The organism is Amycolatopsis sp. NPDC043885 (assembly GCF_056435685.1).
The window spans coordinates 282365-302946 of the sequence record NZ_JBWKEA010000003.1 but is presented as its reverse complement, the minus strand read 5'-3'; the positions used below and the strand labels follow the sequence as shown (position 1 = coordinate 302946).

Annotated in this window: 21 protein-coding genes; 12 read left to right on the top strand and 9 right to left on the bottom strand. The window is 69.1% G+C overall.

What is annotated here, in order from left to right; translation table 11 throughout:
• The first annotated feature begins 172 nt into the window (after positions 1-172).
• From AC069I_RS14375 to AC069I_RS14365, 3 genes are read left to right on the top strand one after another with little or no spacing between them, the layout of a single operon-like run.
• Complete coding sequence (locus AC069I_RS14375) at positions 173-1672, top strand: MFS transporter (protein WP_478265594.1); 1500 nt, start codon at positions 173-175, stop codon at positions 1670-1672.
• Positions 1673-1708: 36 nt separating this feature from the next.
• Positions 1709-3400, top strand: a complete 1692-nt coding sequence (locus AC069I_RS14370; protein ID WP_478265668.1) for an SDR family oxidoreductase — start codon at positions 1709-1711, stop codon at positions 3398-3400.
• A gap of 17 nt (positions 3401-3417) precedes the next feature.
• Positions 3418-4053 (top strand): TetR/AcrR family transcriptional regulator, encoded by a 636-nt coding sequence (locus AC069I_RS14365; protein WP_478225541.1) that lies wholly within the window; start codon positions 3418-3420, stop codon positions 4051-4053.
• A gap of 6 nt (positions 4054-4059) precedes the next feature.
• Here AC069I_RS14365 and AC069I_RS14360 read toward each other — a convergent pair whose 3' ends face one another.
• Entirely contained in the window at positions 4060-5208 is a 1149-nt protein-coding gene (locus AC069I_RS14360; RefSeq protein WP_465529512.1) for a citrate synthase 2, read from the bottom strand.
• Between the two features lie 292 nt (positions 5209-5500).
• On the opposite strand from AC069I_RS14360, the gene AC069I_RS14355 reads away from it, so the two are divergent.
• The 6 genes from AC069I_RS14355 to AC069I_RS14330 are packed head-to-tail and all read left to right on the top strand — an operon-like array spanning position 5501 to position 9902.
• A complete protein-coding gene (locus AC069I_RS14355; protein WP_478265593.1) occupies positions 5501-5803 on the top strand; it encodes an urease subunit gamma in 303 nt (100 codons plus the stop codon).
• 12 nt (positions 5804-5815) lie between these two features.
• A complete protein-coding gene (locus AC069I_RS14350; RefSeq protein WP_478225309.1) occupies positions 5816-6109 on the top strand; it encodes an urease subunit beta in 294 nt (97 codons plus the stop codon).
• Entirely contained in the window at positions 6109-7830 is a 1722-nt protein-coding gene (locus AC069I_RS14345; protein ID WP_478235470.1) for an urease subunit alpha, read from the top strand. The genes AC069I_RS14350 and AC069I_RS14345 overlap by 1 nt, the downstream gene beginning before the upstream one ends.
• Entirely contained in the window at positions 7830-8504 is a 675-nt protein-coding gene (locus AC069I_RS14340) for an urease accessory protein UreF (protein ID WP_478235469.1), read from the top strand. The genes AC069I_RS14345 and AC069I_RS14340 overlap by 1 nt, the downstream gene beginning before the upstream one ends.
• Complete coding sequence (gene ureG, locus AC069I_RS14335) at positions 8494-9201, top strand: urease accessory protein UreG (protein ID WP_037348019.1); 708 nt, start codon at positions 8494-8496, stop codon at positions 9199-9201. The genes AC069I_RS14340 and ureG overlap by 11 nt, the downstream gene beginning before the upstream one ends.
• Positions 9198-9902 carry an urease accessory protein UreD gene (locus AC069I_RS14330; protein WP_478265592.1) on the top strand — a complete coding sequence of 235 codons (705 nt, stop codon included), beginning with the start codon at positions 9198-9200 and terminating at the stop codon, positions 9900-9902. The genes ureG and AC069I_RS14330 overlap by 4 nt, the downstream gene beginning before the upstream one ends.
• 57 nt (positions 9903-9959) lie before the next feature.
• On the opposite strand, the gene AC069I_RS14325 is transcribed toward AC069I_RS14330, so the two are convergent.
• Positions 9960-11051 (bottom strand): lipase family protein, encoded by a 1092-nt coding sequence (locus AC069I_RS14325; RefSeq protein ID WP_478225313.1) that lies wholly within the window; start codon positions 11049-11051, stop codon positions 9960-9962.
• Between the two features lie 91 nt (positions 11052-11142).
• On the opposite strand from AC069I_RS14325, the gene AC069I_RS14320 reads away from it, so the two are divergent.
• Complete coding sequence (locus AC069I_RS14320) at positions 11143-11763, top strand: TetR/AcrR family transcriptional regulator (RefSeq protein ID WP_478225314.1); 621 nt, start codon at positions 11143-11145, stop codon at positions 11761-11763.
• A gap of 67 nt (positions 11764-11830) precedes the next feature.
• Here the strand turns inward: AC069I_RS14320 and AC069I_RS14315 are convergent, their stop codons facing one another.
• Genes AC069I_RS14315 through AC069I_RS14285 form a run of 7 tightly spaced genes read right to left on the bottom strand, consistent with a single transcriptional unit; the run spans position 11831 to position 18564 of the window.
• Positions 11831-12424: a GTP-binding protein gene (locus tag AC069I_RS14315; protein WP_478265591.1), complete on the bottom strand. Its 594-nt coding sequence runs from the start codon at positions 12422-12424 to the stop codon at positions 11831-11833.
• Positions 12402-12782: a DUF742 domain-containing protein gene (locus AC069I_RS14310; RefSeq protein WP_034308529.1), complete on the bottom strand. Its 381-nt coding sequence runs from the start codon at positions 12780-12782 to the stop codon at positions 12402-12404. The genes AC069I_RS14315 and AC069I_RS14310 overlap by 23 nt, the downstream gene beginning before the upstream one ends.
• A gap of 20 nt (positions 12783-12802) precedes the next feature.
• A complete protein-coding gene (locus tag AC069I_RS14305) occupies positions 12803-13228 on the bottom strand; it encodes a roadblock/LC7 domain-containing protein (protein WP_005156032.1) in 426 nt (141 codons plus the stop codon).
• Positions 13225-15822, bottom strand: coding sequence for a sensor histidine kinase (locus AC069I_RS14300; RefSeq protein WP_478265590.1), 2598 nt, complete (start codon positions 15820-15822; stop codon positions 13225-13227). Before AC069I_RS14300 ends, AC069I_RS14305 begins: the two co-directional genes overlap by 4 nt.
• Positions 15823-15824: 2 nt before the next feature.
• The gene (locus AC069I_RS14295) at positions 15825-16613 is read right to left on the bottom strand and encodes an ABC transporter ATP-binding protein (RefSeq protein WP_340686623.1); all 789 of its coding nucleotides are present in this window, start codon (positions 16611-16613) and stop codon (positions 15825-15827) included.
• Entirely contained in the window at positions 16610-17563 is a 954-nt protein-coding gene (locus AC069I_RS14290) for an ABC transporter permease (RefSeq protein WP_478225315.1), read from the bottom strand. The genes AC069I_RS14295 and AC069I_RS14290 overlap by 4 nt, the downstream gene beginning before the upstream one ends.
• The gene (locus tag AC069I_RS14285; protein ID WP_478225316.1) at positions 17560-18564 is read right to left on the bottom strand and encodes an ABC transporter substrate-binding protein; all 1005 of its coding nucleotides are present in this window, start codon (positions 18562-18564) and stop codon (positions 17560-17562) included. The genes AC069I_RS14290 and AC069I_RS14285 overlap by 4 nt, the downstream gene beginning before the upstream one ends.
• 506 nt (positions 18565-19070) lie before the next feature.
• Here AC069I_RS14285 and AC069I_RS14280 point away from each other — a divergent pair.
• Both AC069I_RS14280 and pdxH read left to right on the top strand, forming a co-directional pair.
• Positions 19071-19256, top strand: a complete 186-nt coding sequence (locus AC069I_RS14280) for a hypothetical protein (RefSeq protein ID WP_478225317.1) — start codon at positions 19071-19073, stop codon at positions 19254-19256.
• Positions 19257-19768: 512 nt separating this feature from the next.
• Positions 19769-20464, top strand: coding sequence for a pyridoxamine 5'-phosphate oxidase (pdxH, locus tag AC069I_RS14275; RefSeq protein ID WP_340686627.1), 696 nt, complete (start codon positions 19769-19771; stop codon positions 20462-20464).
• Positions 20465-20582: the final 118 nt, after the last annotated feature.

The window sequence follows — 20582 nt, the reverse complement described above, 5'->3', positions numbered from 1 at the left end:
TGCCGGGGGGTTTTGGGGGGGGAAGAAAGAGGGGGGGTGTTGGGGGGGGGGGGGTGGGGGGTGTTTTTTGGGTTCCAACCCAAAACCCCCCCCCACGACCCACCTGACCCGGCCCGCCTTGCCTGGCCAACGCGTTTTAGAATACAGTCGTATCCGAACAGGGGGTACTGGGGTGGACGAAGTCGCACAGAAACGACGGTCGGAGGAGAATCAGCTCGCCGCCGCGCTGGCCAAGGGGCCGGCGGAGGTTCTCGATTTCCTTCTGCCGTTGTGGGTGGGGAGTCAGCTCGGCGCGTCGGCCGCCGAGGTCGGGACGCTGACGGCGCTGGAGACACTGGTGTCGTTCGTGGTCCGGCCGATCGCGGGCACGCTCGCGGACCGGTTCGACCGGGGCCGGATCGCGGCCGCCGGGGCGGTCCTCTATGGACTGTCCTTTGTGGTCTACGCGGTGGCGCCGGGCATCGGGGTCGCCTATCTGGCCGCGGTTCTCGGCGGCGCGGGCGGCGCGCTGTTCTGGGTCGCGTTGCGGGCCCGTGTGGGGGAGGGGCTCGCGAGGGACGACGGCGCGTTCAGCAAGTTGTTCGCGGCCGAGGGCGGCGGAACGTGGATCGCGTTCGTGGTCGCGCTGACGGCCATCGCCTGGATCGACTACCGGGGTGTGTTCTGGCTCGGCGCGGCGGCCTGCGCGGTGGCAGCGGTGGTCCTGCTGAACGCGAAGTCCGCGCCCGTGCGCGAAGAAGGCGCGCCGCGGCTGCTGCAACTGGGCAAGCGGATGCGGCCGATGCTCGCGCTCGTCGCGTTGACCGCGATGGCCGAGGCCGGGGTCGCCCTGTTGCTCCTGATGCATCTGCAACGCGGGCATCAGCTGCAGCTCGGCGAGATCGCCGCGGTGTTCATCCCCGGCTTCATCGTGTACAGCCTGCTGCCGGACTACCTGCACGGTTTCGTCCGCAAGGTCGGCCGGACGCGGGTGCTCGCGCTGGCGATGATGGCGAGCGCGGTCTTCGCCGCCGGGTTGTCCTTCGCGCCGAGCCCGGCGGTGCTCGCGATCATGTGGGTGCTGTCCGCGGCGGCGTTCGCGGCCGCCATCCCGGTGGAGCAGGCGGTGGTCGCCGAGGCGGCCGGGCTCAGTCTGGGCCGCGCGATGGGGATCTACGAGAGCGCGACGCTACTCGGAGCGACGATCGGCACCTTCGTGGCGGGTCAGCTCTACGGTTCAGACGCGGGATGGCGTGTCGCCTGCTTCGGCGCGGCGACGCTCCTGCTCTTCGGATCCTTCGTGGTTCGTGGTGCCGTACGGCGTGTCGGAGTTGCGGAGTTTCCCGTGGAACCACGAAAAACGGTGTCACAAAAGGAAAGTCCGGTCACCCGCACGGTCGGGGAGAGTCCGCAAGCGGCCGAATCGGTGACGGAGGAGCCGAACAAGCGCGCGAACCCGCTCCGGAACTGGGCGGTTCATGTCGGGGTCTACGTCGTCGCGCAGACGGCGCTGGCGTTCGCCGGCTACAGCTGGCCGGTCGAAGCCTTGTTCGGTGAAGCGCACGAAGCCGGCTGGTACTGGAACTCGAGTGGTCACTGGCTGTTGAACGTCGGCCGGATCTGGACCTTCGTCCTCGTGATCGACACCTTGTGGAGCGTCGGTCGCGAGGTACTGAGAAAGCGGCCTTATTGACAAGTTGTCTAACATGACATCATGTCTCATAAGTGGGTGACGGCCAGCGACGGTGTCCGCCTCTCGGTCCGGGTGACCGGCGTCGACGACGCGCCCACGGTGGTGCTCGTTCACGGCTACCCGGACAACGGCTCCATGTGGGACGGCATCGCCGCCCTGCTGGAACGCCGCTACCGGGTCGTCGTCTACGACGTCCGCGGCGCGGGCCGTTCGGACAAGCCTTCAGGACGCGGGTCCTACAAACTGGACCAGCTGTCCGATGACCTGGCCGCGGTCGTCGACGAGGTCCAGCCCGACGGCAAGGTCCACCTGCTCGCGCACGACTGGGGCTCCATCCAGACCTGGCATTCGGTCACCGGGGAACGGCTGCGCGGACGGCTGGCGTCCTTCACGTCGATCTCCGGCCCGAGCCTCGACCACGCGGGCGCGTGGTTCCGCGCGCAGCTGCGCCCGAACCCGAAACGGCTCAAGAACGCGCTCGTCCAGTGGGCGCATTCGACCTACATCCTCGGCTTCCAGATCCCACTGATCCCGCAGGTGCTCTGGCGCACCGGCGCGATGAGCGCGCTCATCGGCCGGATGGACCCTGCGGCCGCGGCGCCGTCCACTTCGGACGGCCTGTACGGGCTCAACCTCTACCGCGCCAACATGTTCACCCGCCTTTCCCGGCCACGGCCGCGACCGGCCGAGATCCCGGTGCAGGTGCTCGCGCCCACCGGCGACAAGTTCGTCACCACGCCGTTGCAGACCGAGATCGAGCGCTGGGCGCCGGAGCTCCGGATCCGCCGGATCGCCGGCACGCACTGGGTGGTCCGTGAGAAGCCCCAGGTGATCGCCGACGCCACCGCCGAGCTGATCGACCACGTCGAAGGCGGCGAGGAGAGCCGTGCGCTCAAGCGTGCCCGGTCCGGCGGTTTCGCGCACAAGCTCGTCGTGGTCACCGGCGCCGGCAGCGGGATCGGCCGCGCGACCGCGCTCGCGTTCGCGGAGAAGGGCGCCGACCTGGTCATCACCGACATCAACGGCTCGGCCGCTGCGGATACCGCGAAACTCCTGCGGGACAAGGGCGCCACCGTTGGTGAATACACAGTGGACTCTTCCGACGCCGAGGCGGTCGAGAAGTTCGCCCAGCAGGTCAAGGAGGAGTTCGGGGTCCCGGACATCGTCGTCAACAACGCGGGGATCGGCCTGTCCGGCCCGTTCCTCGACACGACGGTCAAGGACTGGGAACGCCTCATCGACGTCAACCTGTGGGGCGTCATCCACGGCTGCCGCGTCTTCGCCGAGCAGATGCGCGAGCGGGCGGAAGGCGGACAGATCGTCAACGTCGCTTCGGCCGCCGCTTATCTGCCGTCGAAGATCCTGTCCGCCTACGCCACCACGAAATCCGCCGTGCTGACGTTGAGCGTCTGCCTGCGGGCCGAGCTCGCCGCCGAAAACATCGGCGTCACCGCGATCTGCCCCGGCATCGTGAACACGAACATCACCAGCACCACCCGTTTCGTCGGCGTCGACGAGATCGAGCAGAAGCGGCGCCAGAAGTCGAGCAGCAAGCTGTACGCGAAACGCGGTTTCGGCCCGGAGAAGGTCGCGCGCGACATCCTGCGCGCGGTCGATAAGGACAAGGCGATCCAGCCGTCGACGCCGGAGGCCAAGGCCGCGCTCGTCCTCTCCCGGCTCACCCCCGGACTGCTGCGGGCCGCGGCGAAACTGGACGTCACCCCGTGACCAGACGCCCTCGCCGGATGTCGCCGGAAGCGCGCCGCGAGGACCTGATCCGCGCCGCGCTGGACCTGTTCGGTTCGCGCGCGCCCGAACTCGTCACGGTCGACGACATCATCGCCCGCGCCGAGGTTTCGCGGCCGCTGTTCTACCGGTACTTCTCCAGCCTGCGGGAACTGCAGGTCGAGGCGTTGAAGACGGTCACCGAAGGTCTTATCGACGGCTTGGCCGGGCTTGAGGAAGGCCCGCCCGAAACCCGGCTGCGGGCCGCGGTGCGCGGGCTGATCGACGTCGCCGATCACTACCGAGCGGGTTATGTCGCGCTGTTGCGCAGTGGTTCGGTGATCGCGACCTCGGAGACGGACGCGGCGATCGACGAGGTCCGCAACCGCGCGGTCGAGCTCATCCTCGACGCGCTGGCCGTACCGGAACCCTCGCCGATGCTCCTGCTGACGTTGCGCTGCTGGACCGCGGTGGTGGAGGGCTCGCTGCTGAGCTGGCTGCAGGAGCGGGCCGTACCGCGCGAGGTGCTGGACGGCTGGCTGGTCGATCAGCTCACGGCCATGCTGTCGGCGACCGCGGCCCACGATTCTTCGGTCCCGCAGATGCCAGGAAAGGTCCTTTCCTGGCAAAATTTGCAAGGAAAGGACCTTTCATAGCGCGCGTCAGGACTGCTTGACCACCAGGTCCCAGCCTTCGACGTCCTCCGGCTTGCGCGGCTCCGGCCCGACGTACTTGGCCGACGGCCGCACCAGGCGCCCGGTCTTCTTCTGCTCCAGGATGTGCGCGGCCCAGCCGGCGGTGCGCGCCGAGCTGAACATCGCGGGCATCATATGCGGCGGTACCTGGGCGAAGTCCAGGATCACGGCCGCCCAGAACTCGACGTTGGTCTCGATCGGGTGGTCCGGACGCCGCTCACGCAGCTCCTTCAGCGCCACCTGCTCCAGCTCCGCGGCAGCCTCGTAGCGCGACGCGCCGAGTTCCTGGCAGGTCCGGCGCAGCACGCGCGCCCGCGGGTCCTCCGCGCGGTACACGCGGTGCCCGAAGCCCATCATCCGTTCCTTGCGGTCCAGGATGCCCTTGACCAGGCCGACCGCGTCACCGGTCTTCTCGACCTCTTCGATCATCGGCAGCACCCGCGCCGGCGCGCCACCGTGCAGCGGGCCGGACATGGCGCCGATCGCGCCGGACAGCGCCGCGGCGACGTCGGCGCCGGTCGAGGCGATGACCCTGGCCGTGAAGGTGGAGGCATTGAGGCCGTGTTCGGCGGCCGAGACCCAGTAGGCGTCGATGGCCTTGACGTGGGCCGGGTCGGGCTCGCCGCGCCAGCGGACCATGAACCGCTCGGTGATCGACTTCGCCTCGTCGACCCGGGTCTGCGGGACGGCGGGCTGCCCGATGCCGCGAGCGGACTGGGCGACGTACGAAAGCGCCATCACCGAGGCGCGGGCCAGCTGGTCACGCGCTTCGTCGTCGGTGATGTCGAGCAGCGGCCGGTAGCCCCAGATGGGGGCGAGCATGGCCAGCGCGGCCTGGACGTCGACGCGGACGTCGCCGGTGTGCACCGGCAGCGGGAACGGCTCGGCGGGCGGTAGCCCGTGGCCGAAGCGGCTGTCGACGAGAAGACCCCAGACGTCGCCGAAGGTCACCTTGCCGGCGAGATCCTCGATGTCGACACCTCGATAGCGCAGCGCGCCACCGTCACGGTCGGGCTCGGCGATTTCGGTCTTGAAGGCGACCACACCTTCGAGACCCGGTCGGAAACCGTCGTCGACCTGGTCGGACGGCTTGGTGCTGATCGTGGAGGTACTCACTGTGGTGAAACCTTTCGATGCGCATTCCCCGGCTTTGTGTTTCATGCGTGGACGGGATGCACGCAGCGAAGGCGCGCCTCATCGCACGGATGGACAAACTTTGCTCCACGTCGCGGCCCGGGGCAATCGAAAGATGTGGTGCTTTCGGTCACGATTACGAGAACGATTCAGTGAAATCGGGCCTCGTACGCGAAGAGTTACGGTGTCGTTCACTTTCCGTGTACCGGACGCCGACGTAAATCCTGTGTTTCGAGAACCGGCGGCGGGCGGTTTCCGGTGATAGACCTTTCCCATGCACCTGAGCCCCCAGGAGCGGGACAAACTGCTCATCCACGTCGCGGCGGACGTGGCTCGCAAACGCCTGGAACGCGGGGTCCTGCTGAATTACCCCGAAGCGGTCGCGCTGATCACCGACCACGTCGTCGAAGGTGCCCGTGACGGCCGGACGGTGAGCGAACTCGTCGCGAGCGGCCGCGCGGTGCTCTCCAGGGCGCAGGTGCTGGACGGAGTACCGGAGATGGTCGATTCCGTGCAGGTCGAAGCCACTTTCCCGGACGGCACGAAGCTCGTCACCGTGCACGACCCGATCGTTTAGGGAGGGCCGCGAGTGCGACCAGGGGAGATCATCACCGGCGAGGTGCCGGTCGAGCTGAACCCGGGCAGGCCGCGGGTCCGGCTGCTCGTGCGGAACCTCGGCGACCGGCCCGTCCAGGTCGGATCGCACTACCATTTCGCGGCGGTGAATCCGGGGCTCGAATTCGATCGCGAAGCCGCGCGAGGACATCGTCTCGACGTGCCCGCGGGGACATCGGTGCGGTTCGAGCCGGGCGTCGAACGCGAAGTCGACCTCGTCCCGCTGGCCGGGAACCGCGCGGTGCCCGGATTGCGGATGGAGTCCTGATGCCGTCGATCGATCGCGAGCGGTACGCCGAACTGTTCGGCCCGACGACCGGCGACCGGATCCGCCTCGCGGACACCGATCTGCTGATCGAAGTCACCGAAGACCGCAGTATGGGTCCGTCCGGCAGCGGCGACGAAGTGCTGTTCGGCGGCGGCAAGGTCATCCGCGAATCCATGGGCCAGGGGATGGCGACCCGGGCCGAAGGCGCGCCTGACCTGATCATCACCGGCGCCGTGATCCTGGACCATTGGGGGATCGTCAAGGCCGACGTCGGCGTCCGCGACGGCCGGATCGTCGGGATCGGCAAAGCGGGCAACCCGGACACCATGGACGGTGTGGACCCGGCGCTGGTCGTCGGCCCGTCCACGGAGGTGCTGTCCGGCAACGGGAAGATCCTCACCGCGGGCGGGATCGACTGCCACGTCCACTTCATCTGCCCGCAGCTGACCGAGACCGCGCTGGCGTCCGGCCTCACCACCCTCGTGGGCGGCGGGACCGGCCCGGCCGAAGGCAGCAAGGCCACCACCGTCACGCCCGGCGCGTGGAACCTCGGCCGGATGCTGCAGGCGATGGACGGCCAGCCGGTCAACGTCCTGTTGCTGGGCAAGGGGAACACCGTCCGGCACGAGGCGCTGCGCGAACAGCTCGCCGCCGGCGCGGGCGGGTTCAAACTGCACGAGGACTGGGGCAGCACCCCGGCCGCGATCGACGCCTGCCTGACCGTGGCCGACGAATCCGGGGTCCAGGTGGCGATCCACACCGACACCCTGAACGAAGCGGGCTTCCTGGAGTCCACAGTGGACGCCATCCGCGGCCGCTCGATCAACGCGTACCACACCGAAGGCGCGGGCGGCGGGCACGCGCCGGACATCATCCAGGTCGCCGGGCTGCCCAATATCCTGCCGTCGTCGACGAACCCGACCCGGCCGCACACCGCGAACACCCTCGACGAGCACCTGGACATGCTCGTCGTCTGCCACCACCTGAACCCGTCGGTACCCGAGGACCTGGCGTTCGCCGAAAGCCGGATCCGGCCGACGACCATCGCGGCCGAGGACGTCCTGCACGATCTCGGCGCGATCTCCATGATGAGCTCGGATTCGCAGGCGATGGGCCGCATCGGCGAGGTGATCATCCGGACCTGGCAGACCGCGCACGTGATGAAACGGCGGCGCGGCGCCCTGCCCGGCGACGGCGCGGCCGACAACCTGCGGGCTCGTCGCTATGTCGCCAAATACACGATCAATCCCGCGATCGCGCACGGCATGGACCACGAGATCGGCTCGGTGGAGGTCGGGAAACTCGCGGATCTCGTGCTGTGGGAGCCGAAGTTCTTCGGTGTCCGGCCGCAGGTGGTGCTCAAGGGCGGATTCCCGGCGTGGGCGGCGATGGGCGACGCGAACGCGTCCATCCCGACACCGCAGCCGGTGCTGGCGCGGCCGATGTTCGGCGCGGCCCCGGTGGTCGCCGCCGCGAGCAGCTTCCATTTCGTGGCGCCGGAAGCGCTGGAAAGCGGGGTGGCGGAACGGTTCGGCATCGCGCGGAAGCTCGTGCCGATTTCGGACACGCGCTCGCGGGGCAAGGCCGACATGGTGCTCAACGACGCGACGCCGGACATCCGGGTGGAGCCGGACAGCTTCGCCGTGCACGTCGACGGCGAGCTGATCGAGCCCCGGCCGGTGACCGAACTGCCCATGGCGCAACGATACTTCTTGTTCTGATGGATCTTTCAGCGATCATTTTGGCCGACTCCCGGTTCCCCGGGGGCGGGCACGTCCATTCCGGCGGGCTCGAAGAGGCCGTCACCCGGAAACTGATCACGCACGAGCGCGACCTGCCGGGGTTCCTCTCCGGGCGCTTGCGCACGGCCGGTTCGCTGGCCGCGGTGTTCGCCGCCGCGTCGGCGCACGCGGCGGCGCGGAACGTCCGGAGTGGACACTGGCGGCGGCTCGACATCGAGCTCGACGCCAGGACGCCTTCGCTCGCGCAGCGGGAGGCGTCGCGCGCGCAAGGCCGCGGGACGGCCAGGGCGGGCAAGGCGGCGTGGCCGTCGCCGATGCTTTCGCGGCTGTTGAAGGAAACCCCGCGACCGCATCACCCGGTGGTGGCCGGTGCGCTGATCGGGGTGCCCTTCGACGCCGCGATGGCGGTGGCGTACCTCGCGATCAGCGGACCCGCGAGCGCGGCCGTGCGGCTGCTCGGTCTCGACCCGTTCGCCGTCAACGCGGTCGTGGCCGGTCTCGCGAAGGAGGTCCGGGACGTTTCCCTGCGCGCGGCCGAGGTCGCGGGCGACGATCCGGCCGATCTCCCGGCGCCGGGTTCACCGGCGCTCGATCTGTTCGCCGAGGCACACGCCCGGCACCACAAGGAAGAGGTGCGTCTCTTTGCCAGCTGAGCATGGTCACGGTCACGGACATGTGCATCCGGTCAACTTCGACCCGACCGCCGCGGAACCCGACCACTACGAGCAGGCGCCGACCGCGGGGCGCGCGTACCGGATCGGGATCGGCGGGCCGGTGGGGAGCGGGAAGACCGCGCTCACCGCGGCGTTGTGCCGGGCGCTCGGCGACGAGGTGAACCTCGCCGTCGTCACGAACGACATCTACACCACCGAAGACGCCGACTTCCTGCGCAAGGCCGGGGTGCTCGACCCGGAGCGGATCGAGGCCGTGCAGACCGGCGCGTGCCCGCACACCGCGATCCGTGACGACATCACCGCGAACCTCGACGCGGTCGAACGCCTGGAGGAGCGGTTCCCGGGACTGGACCTGGTGATCATCGAAAGCGGCGGGGACAACCTCACCGCGGTGTTCAGCCGGGGACTCGCCGACAGCCAGGTGTTCGTGGTCGACGTCGCCGGTGGCGACAAGGTGCCGCGCAAGGGCGGGCCGGGCGTGACGACGGCGGATCTGCTGGTGATCAACAAGATCGACATCGCGCATCTGGTCGGCGCGGACATGGACGTGATGACCTCGGACGCGCACCGGATGCGGGGCGAGCTGCCGGTGATCACGCAGTCCCTTGTGGACACCCCGAACGCGCCGGCGGTGGCGGACTGGGTCCGCTCGCTGCTCCCGGTCCGCGCGGGGTGAAGGCGCACGCGCGGCTGACCGCCCGCTTCGAGGGCGGCCGGACCGTACTGCGTGAGCTGCGCTCGATGGCGCCGCTCACGCTGCTTCCCAAACGGGGCACCGGTGCGACGGCGGTGGTGCACCTGGTCAATTCGGCGACTTCGCCCTTGGGTGGCGACGAGCTGAAGCTGACGATCCGCGTCGGTGCCGGGGCTTCGCTGCGGCTTTCCGGTGTCGCGGCGACCATCGCGTTGCCGGGACCGCACGGTGAGGCGAGTTCGTCCCTTGTGGACGTTGCCGTGGACGACGGTGGGTCTTTTGAGTACTTGCCGGAGCCGACCGTGGTGACCGCTCGCGCGCGGCACACCGCCGTGTTCCTGGCCTCGTTGGCGTCGGAGGCCTACCTGCACACGCGCGAGGTGCTGGTGCTCGGGCGGGCGGGTGAACGGCCGGGTTCTTTGGTGACCACGCAGCACGTGACGCGAGGTGAAATACCAGTGCTGCGGCAGACGCTGGAGATTGGGGATTCCACTTTGGACTCCAGCCTGGCGCACCTGGCCGGGCGCCGGGTACTGGCGACCGATCTGGTCGTGGGCGGACCGGTGCCGCGTGCCGCCTCGGGGGAGTGGTGGTCGCGAACGCCTTTGGCCGCGGGTGGAACGCTCACGACATCGCTGGCGCCGGACGCCGTGACCGCGCTCCGGGGGTTCGAATGTCCGTGAAGGCCTCCTTCCCTACCCTGAAAGTAGTGAAGGAGGCCTTCACGGACCGACTCCCCGTCAGAACTTCGTGCCCAGCCAGGTCATCGCGACCGGACCGCCCGCCGCGACGCCACCGATGTGTTCCAGCAGCGGGAACTCCTGCCAGGTGACGTCGGCGCCGAGGGCGCGGTAGCGGTCGAGCAGGCCCTTGCCGACCGAAAGCGGGATCAGTTCGTCCAGCGACGCGTGGTACAGGAAGACCGGCGCGCCGGGTTTGGTCTTGCCCGCCAGGTTCTCGCCGAGCCGGGCCTGCCAGCGCGGGTCCGACGACACGTTCGGCACGGTCGTGAAGTCGTTGAGCCGCGCGAAAGGCGCCGCCGCGCCGAGTTCGACGGTGCACGCTTCCTTGACCTTCGCGACGGCCCTCTCGCCCTTCGCGTTGAGCACCTCGGTGAACGGCAGTTCCGGATACGCGGTCGCGTAGCCGACGGCGGCACCGAGCACCAGGCCGAACGCCGGCCCGCCGTCGTTGAACTTCAGGACCGCGTTCAGATCCGCCGGGACACCGCCTTCCGCGACGCCGACCAGATTGACGTCGGGCGCGTAGGACGGCTGGAGTTCACCGGCGAAAGCCGCGGCCTGACCGCCTTGTGAGTAACCGAAAACGCCGACCGGACCGGTTTTGGAGAGGCCCGCTTCAGGGACACGGGAGGCGGCGCGGGCGGCGTCGAGGACGGCCCGGCCTTCGGACTGGCCGACGGCGTAGGTGTGCGTGCCCGGGGTGCCGAGGCCCTCGTAGTCGGTCACGACGACCGCCCAGCCGCGCGAAAGCGCTTGGCTCATCAGGAGGACTTCGTTCTCGGACCCGTTCGTCAGCCGGGTCGACGGCGCGCAGCGGTCGCCGAGGCCGTGGGTGCCGACGGCGTAGCTGACCAGAGGGCGGGCGCCCTTCGTCCACGGCGTGTGCGGGACCAGCAGGATGCCCGACACCGTGTTCGGCTGTCCCGTCGCCGAGGTGGAGCGGTAGTGGAGTTTCCAGGCCTTCGCCGGGGCGGTGGCGATGACCTGTTTGTAGTCGACCAGGTCCCCGGGCGCGCTCGGCGCGGCTTGCGCGGCGGGCGCGCCGATCAGGGTGGCTGCGAGGGCTGAGACCAGAACTGTCCGAAGCACCGTTGCCTCCAGTTTGGTAATTGAGATTTTCGCAATGTAGGCGGTGTTGCTAGCATCTGGCAATCCCTGTTACCGAATCGGGGGAGGTCGAGTGGCCCGCACCTACGGCGGGGTCGCGCCCGAGCAACGGCGCGCCGAGCGGCGTGAACGCCTGCTCTCGGCTGCCCTGGACCTGTTCACCTCGACGGGTTACCGGCAGGCGAAGATCACCGAGTTGTGCACCCGCGCCGGCGTCTCGACGCGGAACTTCTACGAGGAGTTCGAGGGCAAGGAGCAGGTGCTGCTCACCCTGCACGAGCGCATCAACGCGCTCGCGCTGGAGCACGTCACCGGCACCCTGGAACGGCTGGAGGGCGCCGACGCGGTCACCCGGATCGGGACGCTGCTGGACGTCTTCGTCAGCACGGTGACGTCGGATCCCCGGATGCCGAGGCTGAACTACGTCGAGGCCGTCGGCGTGAGTGCCGCTTTGGAGGCGCAGCACCAGGAATGGGTCGACCGGTGGGCCGCCTTCATCGAAACCGAGGCCCGGCACGCCGCCGCGCACGGGGTGGCGCCGGATCGCGATTACCGCCTGACGGCGATCGCGCTCGTCGGCGCGGCGACCGGTCTGCTGCGCGAGTGGCAGGCGCATACCCCGCCGCTGCCGGTCGCCGACGTCGCCGCCGAACTCCGGGCCCTGATGCTCGCCGCGATCACCCGGCCCGGCTGACCCCGCGTTCAGTCCTCTGAATGCGGTCCTTGCACACGCAAGTACCGCATTCAGAGGACTAAATGCATCAGGAGGCGGCGGACGCCCGCCGGAAGGTGTTGTGCAGGACGGCCAGCAGTGCGTCGCGGACCGAAAGCCGAGCTCGTGCGTCGAAGGTGATCAGCGGGACGTCCTCGCCCACCGCGAGGGCCCAGCGCACGTCTTCGAGGTCGTGCTTGAGCGAGCCGTCGAAGACGTTCACCCCGACCACGAACGGCAATCCCGCCTTCTCGAAGTAGTCGACGGCCGGATAGCAGTCGTCGAGCCGCCGGGTGTCGACGATGACGAGCGCGCCGAGCGCGCCCAGCACCAGGTCGTGCCACATGAACCCGAACCGGTCCTGTCCCGGCGTGCCGAAGAGGTACAGCTTCACCTCTTCGTCGATGGTGATGCAGCCGAAGTCCAGCGCCACCGTGGTGGTGGTCTTCGACGGCACGTTCCCGCCGGTGCCGTCGACGGCCGCGCCGGTCGAGGTCATGGCGGCCTCGGTGGTCAGCGGTTTGATCTCGGAGATCGCGCCGACGGTGGTCGTCTTGCCGACCCCGAACCCGCCCGCGATGACGATCTTGACCGGTGTCGGCGGCTTGGCGGGCGCCGGTTCAGCGAATTGCTTCGAGTCCACGAATGACCCTTTCGATCATGCCGAGGTCCTGGGTGAAGGCTCCGGCGGGGCGACGGAGCACGACGTAGCCGAGTGCGGCGAGATCCGCCACGAGCACCCTGGCCACGCCGATGTGCAGGCCGAGCATCGCCGCCACTTCGGCGACGGATTTCGTTTCCCGGCAAAGGGAAACGATCTCCCGTCGTTCGAAGGTCAGCCTCGCGTGCGAAGCCGCGCCGAGCCTGCTCGTGAGCACTTGAGCCTCGATTTCGAGCGTGCCGTCCACCGGCTGCGCGCGGCCGGCGGTGAGCAGATACGGGCGTAGCGGCGAGATGCCCTGTTCGGCGCCCCGCGGCTGAGGTACCTGGTCGTCGCTCATTCCCTTGTCCCCTCGTCAGTTCAGCTGCCGACGCTCTTCTTGAGTTCCTCGATCAGCGCGGGGGTGAGTACCTCGGTCGCGCGGTTGGCGAACATCGCCATCTCGTAGGCGATCGTGCCGAGGCTGGCCTGCTTGGTGGCGAGCACGCCGAGCGAGCACCCGATGCTGATCGTGCAGACCAGGAGATAGCCCTGTTCCAGCTCGATGATGATCTTGTCGGGTGAGCCGAGCGGGTGGCTCTCGGAGACGCCGTGCGCGAGGCCGAGCATCGCCGAGCAGATCGCGGCCAGCCGGTCGGCGTTGGCCCGCTCCAGCTCGGACGACATCGCGATCAGCAGGCCGTCGGCCGAGACGGCGATCGCGCCCATCGCGCTCGCCGTGTTCTGCGCGAAGCGCGTCACCAACCAGTTGAAGTTCCGGGCTTCGACGCTGACTCCGGTCGTCATCTCTTGCTCTTCTCTCTCTGTTGCATCTCCGGGTTGACGGCTTTCTCCAACCCGTCACTGAAGGCGTCGAACGCGGCACGCTCGGCCTCGGGGTCACGCATGCCCTTGGGCTTGGTGGTGTTCAGCGCCGCCCGCGCGGTCTGGTGCCGCGCGGCCGGACCTTTCGCGAGCCCCGGCGCCAGTTGCGCGCCGGGGACCCTTCTGGTGAGACCGCCGCGCGAGGCGGCGGGCACCGGTGTCGGGGTCGGCATCGGCGCCGGGGCGGCCGCCGGCGGCGCGGTGGCCTTCGCGAGCCCGGCCTCGAAGCCGTCGAAGGCCGCCTTGGCCGCTTCTGGATCATGCCTGGACTTCTGCCGCGAAGGCGCTTCGGGGGCTCCGGGGAGCTGCGCGCCCTTGACCCGCCGCCGCAGCCCGCCGCGAGTCTCGCCGGAATCGGCGGCGGTGAGCGTCGGCGCGGGCGCCTGGTACACGGGCGCGGATTCGGGCACCGGAGCCGGCGCGGGTTCGGCGATCTCCCCATCGGTCTTGCGGAACCACCGGAAGTCCTTGGGACGCATGCCGTCGCGCGGGATCATCCCGGCGATCGCCAGCGTCGGCGGCTCGCTCGGAGCCGCCTTCTGCCGCGGCTCGGGCTCTTCACTCGGTTCCGCCGTCGGCCACACCGGCGGCGTGGGGACGGACTTCGGTGTGGGTGGCCGGTAGGTCAGCAGGTTCGGCGGGACGGTGAGCCGCGCGGTGATCCCCGCTCCCGGCTCGGTCTCGGTCAGCTCGACCTTGAGCCCGTGCCGCCGCGCGAGCCGTCCGACCACGAACAGCCCGAGCACACTGGTCGGCGCCAGTTCGAGCCGTTCGCGTTCGACCAGCCGCCGGTTCTCCTCGGCGAGCCGTTCCGCGGTCATGCCGATGCCCTGATCCACGATCACGATCAGGCAGGAGCCGTCGGGCAGGATCTTCGTTCCGACATCCACAAAGGACTCCGGTGGCGAGAACGACGTGGCGTTCTCCAGCAGCTCGGCGAAGATCAGCACCAGATCGGAGCCGAAGGGCGACGACAACAGGACGTCGCCCATCGAACCGAGCCGCACGCGCTGGTAGTCCTCGATCTCCGCGAGCGCCGAACGCAGCGCCGTCGACAGCTCGATCGGACCGGAAATCCTTGCCTCGTCACGGTTCCCCGACACGACGAGGAGGTTGTCCGCGTTCCGGCGCAGCCGGGTGGAGAGATGGTCGAGCCGGTAGAGGCTGGCCAGCAGGGCGACGTCTTGCTCGTTGCGCTCCAGTTCGTCGACCAGCGCGAGCTGCCTGCCCACCAGGTTCTGCGTGCGCTTCGCGACGTTGGCGAACATGAGGCCGACGTTGCGCCGCGTGACGGCCTGCCGTTCCACCAGTTCGGCCGCGGTGGCCTGCACCCGGTTGAACGCCTCGGCCAGTTTGCCGAGTTCGTCCTGTGAGGACACGTCGATGGTGGCGAGCCGCGGCGCGAGTTCTTCGGCCTGCTCGGTGTCGGTGACGCGGACCAGTTCGGTGCTCGCGAGGTCCGCGACCGACGTCGCCGCCGTGGTCAGCTTCCGCAGCGGATCCGCGATCGACCGGCTGACCGCGATCGCGAGACCACCGACCAGCAGGAACAGCACCCCGGCGCCGATACCGATCGTCCACGCCAGGTTCTGCGCCGCGTCGGCTCGCGCGGTCGCCGCGTCGGTGATGCCGGTGGTGACCGCGTCCTGGGCGAGGCGCCGCTGGTTCGACTGGGCGTCGACGGCGCCGAGGATGTCCGGCAGCAGGCTCTGCACGGCCTGCGGGCCGCGGGCCTCCGGGAGCCTGGCTTCCAGCGCGTCGACCCGGCGGCCCGTCTCGCCCTGCTCCACCGCGACGACCTGAGTGGCCTGGGCGACGTCGGCCTGCTGCACGAACCGTTCGAGGAACAGCGACGACTGCTGTTTCGCGTCGGCCAGCACCGGCGTGCCCGCTTCGGGGGTGACCAGCACGATGATCAACGCCATACCGCGCAACGAGTTCTCCTCGTTCGCGCGCAGCAGCGCGTCGAGCGCGGTCAGCTGCCGGGTGCCTTCCGCGTCACTGGTCTGCTGCGGAACCAGGCGGAGCGAGTTGATGACCGCGTCGATCACCGCGTGATACGTCCGCGCCACGCTGTCGAGTGAGGCGCCGCGCCGGAGCGCGTTCTCCCGGATCTCGTTCAGCGATCCGATGCGCACCAGCGCCGCCGCGAGTTCTTCCGGCGCGTCGGCGCTCAGCTGCGAACGCACCTGGTTCACCGTGTCCGCGACGACGGTCTGCTGCTTCAGCATCGCCGAACTGCTCGCCGACGAAGACGCGATGTAGTGCGCCGTCAGCAGCCGTTCCCGCTGCAGTTCCCAGGCGAGCGTGCCGAGCGCGCGGGCCTGCGACGCGACGTCGGCGGTGATGCGGGCGGACCGGGCGTCGTCGATCTCCCCGGCGACGTAAGGCACCGACACCAGGACCACGGCGGTCAGCGGCAGCATCAAGAGCAGGTTGAGCTTGCCCCGGATGCCGAGCCTGCCGAGCAATCCGGACCGCGACCCGCGTTCGGGCCGGGTCTTCTCGTGCCTCATGGTCACCTTTCTCCCCGGCTCCGCCCGAGGTGTCCGCGGTGCTGTTCCCGGACGAGGTCTTCGATGGACGCGCGCAGCGCGACGAACTCCGGCGCGCGTTTGACCGCGAGGTCGCGTTCGGCGGGCAGGTCGACCACGATGTCGGCGGCCACCCGGCCCGGATCCGAGGCCAGCACCACGACGCGGCGGCCGAGGAACACGGCCTCTTCGACGTCGTGGGTCACCATCAGCACGGTGGTGTGCGTGTCGGTCCAGATCCGGCGGATCAGGACCTGCATGTCCTCTTTGGTCTGGACGTCCAGCGCGCCGAAAGGCTCGTCCAGCAGCAGCACGTCGGGTTCGCACGCCAGCGCCCGCGCGATCGCGACCCGCTGCTTCTGCCCGCCGGAAAGCTGTTTGGGCAACGACTTCCGCAGGTGATCGAGCCCGGTCTCGTCGAGATACCAGTCGACGCGGCGTGCGCGTTCGGCCTTGTCGAGGCTCAGCAGTTCGAGCCCGAACGCGACATTGCCCTCCACGGTGCGCCACGGGTACAGCGCGCCGTGCTGGAACACCAGCCCGCGTTCCGGGCCGGGCCCGGTCACCGCGTCACCGTCGAGGGTGATCAGGCCGTCGGTCGGTTCGGTCAGTCCCGCGATCAGCGACAGCAGGGTCGATTTGCCGGACCCGCTCGCGCCGACGACGCAGACGAAGTCGCCGCGAGCGACGTCGAGGTCGATCCCGTCGAGCGCCCGGGTGGTCTTGCCGCGGACCGTGTAGTCCTTGGCGACGGCCTTCAGCTGAAGCGTCATGCCGCCCACTTCCCGACCCTGGCCCGCAGGAGCCGCAAGGCGATGTCGATGACCAGCCCGAGCAGGCCGATCACGATCAGCAGCGCGAAGATCCGGTCGGTCTGGGTGAACCGCTGCGCCCGCATGATCCGCAGGCCGAGCCCGGCGGTGGCGTTGATCAGCTCGGCGACCACCACGAAGTTCCACGCGGCCGCGGCGTTGACGCGGGTCGCGTCGATCATGCCGGGCAGCGCGTGCGGGACGATCACCTTGCGCAGGACCTCGCCGCGCCGCGCGCCGAGCGTGTAGGACACGTCGATCAGGGAACGCGGTACCCCGCGGACGGCGTCGGCGGTCATCAGCGTGTTGAAGAAGACCGTGCCGAGGAACAGGACGGCGACCTTCGACGGTTCGCCGAGGCCGAGCCAGATCATCAGCAGCGGGATGAACGCGCTCGCCGGCAGGTAGCGCAGCATCGCGATGACCGGCTCGAACAGCGCCAGCCCCGCGTCGAACGTCCCCATCACGATGCCGAGCGGCACCGAGACGAGCACCGCGAGCCCGAACCCGAGCAGCACCCGCTGGGTGGTGGCCCAGAGGTCGCTGAACAGTTCGCCCGACTCGATCATCTTCAGCAGCGCGTCGAACACCGCGACCGGCGTCGGGAGGAACATCGGCTTGATCGTGCCCAGCGCGTTGAGCGTCACCCAGACCAGCAGCGGGATCACGAACGAGGCCACCGCCAGCGCCCACCGCCAGCGCGCGGGGATCGGCGTCCGGAGCGAGAGCAGCGGCGAGGCGTTCGGCTTGAGGCCTGCCCGGCGGGGCAGCGGCGACCAGTCCGGTCGCGTGCCGCGCCGCTCCTCCTGCGCCTCGGCGAGCCGCTGTTCGTCGTCGAGGCGGCGCGCTTCGGCCTCGTCCGCGGCGTCCGTCCGCTGAGCGGCCCGCCCCGACGCGTCCGTGGCGCTCACTTCACCGCCTTCACGTACTGGTCGTCGAACAGCCCGTCGAAGTTCGGCCTGCTCTGGGCGAGGCCGTTGGAGACGATGAATTCGGCGATCTTGCCCGCCTGGAAGTTGAGGTGGGCGGGGGTGACGCCGGGGGTGAACGCGTCGAGGTTCTGCTGCTTGGTGAAGATCGTGGTGCCCGCGTCGTAGGTCTTGTACTCCTCGATCGACACCGCGCCGCGTTTGGCCATGATCCGCACGGCCTCGTCCCGGTTCTGCTTGATCCACTCGATGGTCTCGAACCAGGTGTTCACCAGCGCCTGGACCTCCTTCTTGCGCTCCTTCGACATCTGCTCGGAGACGACCAGGTGGTCGGGGATGGCGCCGGGGAACTCGGCGGACGTCGCGATCGCGCGGCTGCCCGGGCGCTCGAGTGCCTTCGTGGTGAAGGGCGCGAAGGCGGCGACGGCGTCGACCTGCTCGCCGACGAACGCGGCCGCGGCGGCGTCGGTCAGCAGCGGGACCAGCTCGATGTCCTTCTCGGTCAGCTTCGCCTCCTGCAGCGCGAGCAGCAGCAGGTAGTGGTCGACCGTGCCCTGCTCGACGGCGACCTTCTTGCCCTTGAGGTCGGCGACGCTGGTGATCCCCTGGCGGGCGATGACCTTGTCGTTGCCGGTCGAGTTGTCGTTGACCAGCACGACCGACAGCTTCGCGCCACCGCTGACCGACGCGAGCGTGTCGTTCAGGGTCTGGCTGTTCGCGTCGATCGCGCCGGAGGAGAGGGCGTTGATGCTCTCGGTGTAGCTGTCGAACCACTTCAGGTCGACGTTCACGCCGTTCTTCTCGAAGAGGCCCTTCTCCTGGGCCACCGCCCACGGGAACCAGCCCGGCCAGGCGCTGTAACCGATCGTGACCTTGGTGCCGGAAGCGGCCGTGCTGTCGGAACAAGCCGAAAGGGCGGTCACGCCTGCCAGCGAAAGGACGCACAACAACGCCGTCACGAGACGGCGGGAACGGGAAATCACAACGCACTCCTGGGGAAGGGGAGTAACTCGGGCGTGGAAAGTTCCGGCTGTTCGAGCGCAGGACTGATCGACCGGTGTCGAACTCCCTCACGGAAGCCCGGCCGGCAATAGCGGATGATGCGGCCGCACACCCTGCCGCCCCCACCAAAACCTCTGAACACTCTGGACAGAGGTGATCACCCCGTTGCTCTCGGCGGCGATCCTATCGAGTGGCGCAAGGTCTACCTAGTGTGATCGTCGGCTCTTGCACGATTCGCTGTCACATTCTGCTAAATCCGGCCGTTCGCCCCAAAGGGCGGACTCTCGCATGGTGGGCAACGCCGTGCCGGACGCCGTACGTCCATCAGGTGGCGGATGAAAATTCCGAAGGGAGCAGAGGATGAAACTTCGTGCGGCCGCGTCGTGCGTCGCGGGGGCGGCGATCTTGTCCACCTTGGCCGGCGCGGGGCAGGCGAACGCGACCAGGCCGTCCAGTCTGGTTCTGAGCCCGAACGCCGTCGTCGCAGGTGACCCTCGTCGCGGACGGACTCGCCGCGCCGATTCCCTTGCGGGTGGTGGGAGACGGCGGCACCGGCGGCATCGGTGTCGCGTTGCGCGGCGACGGTCCGGTGGGGACGGTGCCGGGGCGGTACACGGCGTCGTACGACTGCCGGGGCTGGATCGTCCGCGCCGAGTTCACTGTCACGAACTGACAGCGCGACAGAAGACGCGAAGGCCGGTTTCGGGACGCGAATTGGCGTCCGGAGCCGGCCTTCGCTGACACATCTCACGGAGATGTTCCGGACAGTAATTTCTGTCAATCGACAGAATTGGCTCGGGCGGGCGCGGGTCCCGCCGTGAAAACCGGAAGAATTGTTCGCGGAGTACCGAAACATCGACGAAACAAAAGCGGGAAATGGTGACGGTAATTCCTTGCCGACCCGGTCTGTCCAGGCGGTTTCCGGCTTTTGTGAGGGCGGGCGCGATTTCGCGGACGGGTGGAACGATTCGGGACAAGGCCCCGGATGGAGCGACGTTCGACCTTGATCGATCAGGTCCGCCGGGTAACGGGGAGGTGACGGCTTGCGGTCCAGCGGCTACACACAGATGATCGGGCAGGGGTGGCGGGTGTCACCGTTCAGTGGGTTTCGCCGCCGCCTTCTAGGCAATACCGTCGGCGGCGAAGCCGAAGTTGTAGCCCCGATCGGGTACGGAGGTTTGGCGGATGATGCCGGAGATCAAGGATGGCGCTGCTGGCGCTGTCGGCGCTGACGACGCCGTCGTTCGCCTGCCCGGAATGAGGGTGGCCTACGAAGGGGCCGCCTTCGACGAGTCCGCGCTGGCGGAGACGTGGACCGCCCAGCTGCAGGACTGGCTGAATCAGGCCGTCTCCGCCGGGATCCCCGAACCGAACGCGATGGTGCTCGCCACCGCCGACCCGGAAGGCAGGCCGTCCTCCCGGACCGTGCTGTGCAAGGGACTCGACGAGCGCGGTGTCGTGTTCTACACGAACTACACCTCGACCAAGAGCCACGACCTCACCGCGACGCGCTACGCGTCGGTCACCTTCCCGTGGTACGCCCTGCAGCGTCAGGTCCACGTGCGCGGCGAGGTGGAGAAGGTCAACGTCGCCGAGACCGCCGAGTACTGGGCGTCCCGCCCGCGGGGTTCGCAGCTCGGGGCCTGGGCGTCGCCGCAATCCCGCGTCGTCGACGGCCGCCGTGCCCTCGAGAACGCCCTCCACGGGATCGAGCGCCGGTTCGCCGACGTCGAGAACATCCCGTTCCCGCCGCACTGGGGCGGGTGGCGCGTCCGGCCCGACGTCGTCGAGTTCTGGCAGGGCCGCGAGGACCGCATGCACGACCGGCTCCGCTACGTCCGCACCGACGACGGCTGGCAGATCGAGCGCGTCGCGCCGTAATTTTTTGTCGCGCGACAGTGAAGTCCCTCGTCGCGCTGACGCGCTTCCGAGAGACCGTGGGGTCACCGAGGCCGCGGCCGGCCGAGGGAAAGGATGATCCCGGCGGCGACGGGTGAGC

Bases quoted from the DNA above. Each gene is read 5' to 3' on its own strand.
- AC069I_RS14365 (WP_478225541.1), top strand. From the start codon at position 3,418: ATGTCGCCGGAAGCGCGCCGCGAGGACCTGATCCGCGCCGCGCTGGAC.
- AC069I_RS14355 (WP_478265593.1), top strand. From the start codon at position 5,501: ATGCACCTGAGCCCCCAGGAGCGGGACAAACTGCTCATCCACGTCGCG.
- AC069I_RS14345 (WP_478235470.1), top strand. From the start codon at position 6,109: ATGCCGTCGATCGATCGCGAGCGGTACGCCGAACTGTTCGGCCCGACG.
- AC069I_RS14340 (WP_478235469.1), top strand. From the start codon at position 7,830: ATGGATCTTTCAGCGATCATTTTGGCCGACTCCCGGTTCCCCGGGGGC.
- AC069I_RS14310 (WP_034308529.1), bottom strand. From the start codon at position 12,782: ATGAGCGACGACCAGGTACCTCAGCCGCGGGGCGCCGAACAGGGCATC.
- AC069I_RS14305 (WP_005156032.1), bottom strand. From the start codon at position 13,228: ATGACGACCGGAGTCAGCGTCGAAGCCCGGAACTTCAACTGGTTGGTG.
- AC069I_RS14300 (WP_478265590.1), bottom strand. From the start codon at position 15,822: ATGAGGCACGAGAAGACCCGGCCCGAACGCGGGTCGCGGTCCGGATTG.
- AC069I_RS14295 (WP_340686623.1), bottom strand. From the start codon at position 16,613: ATGACGCTTCAGCTGAAGGCCGTCGCCAAGGACTACACGGTCCGCGGC.
- pdxH (WP_340686627.1), top strand. From the start codon at position 19,769: ATGATGCCGGAGATCAAGGATGGCGCTGCTGGCGCTGTCGGCGCTGAC.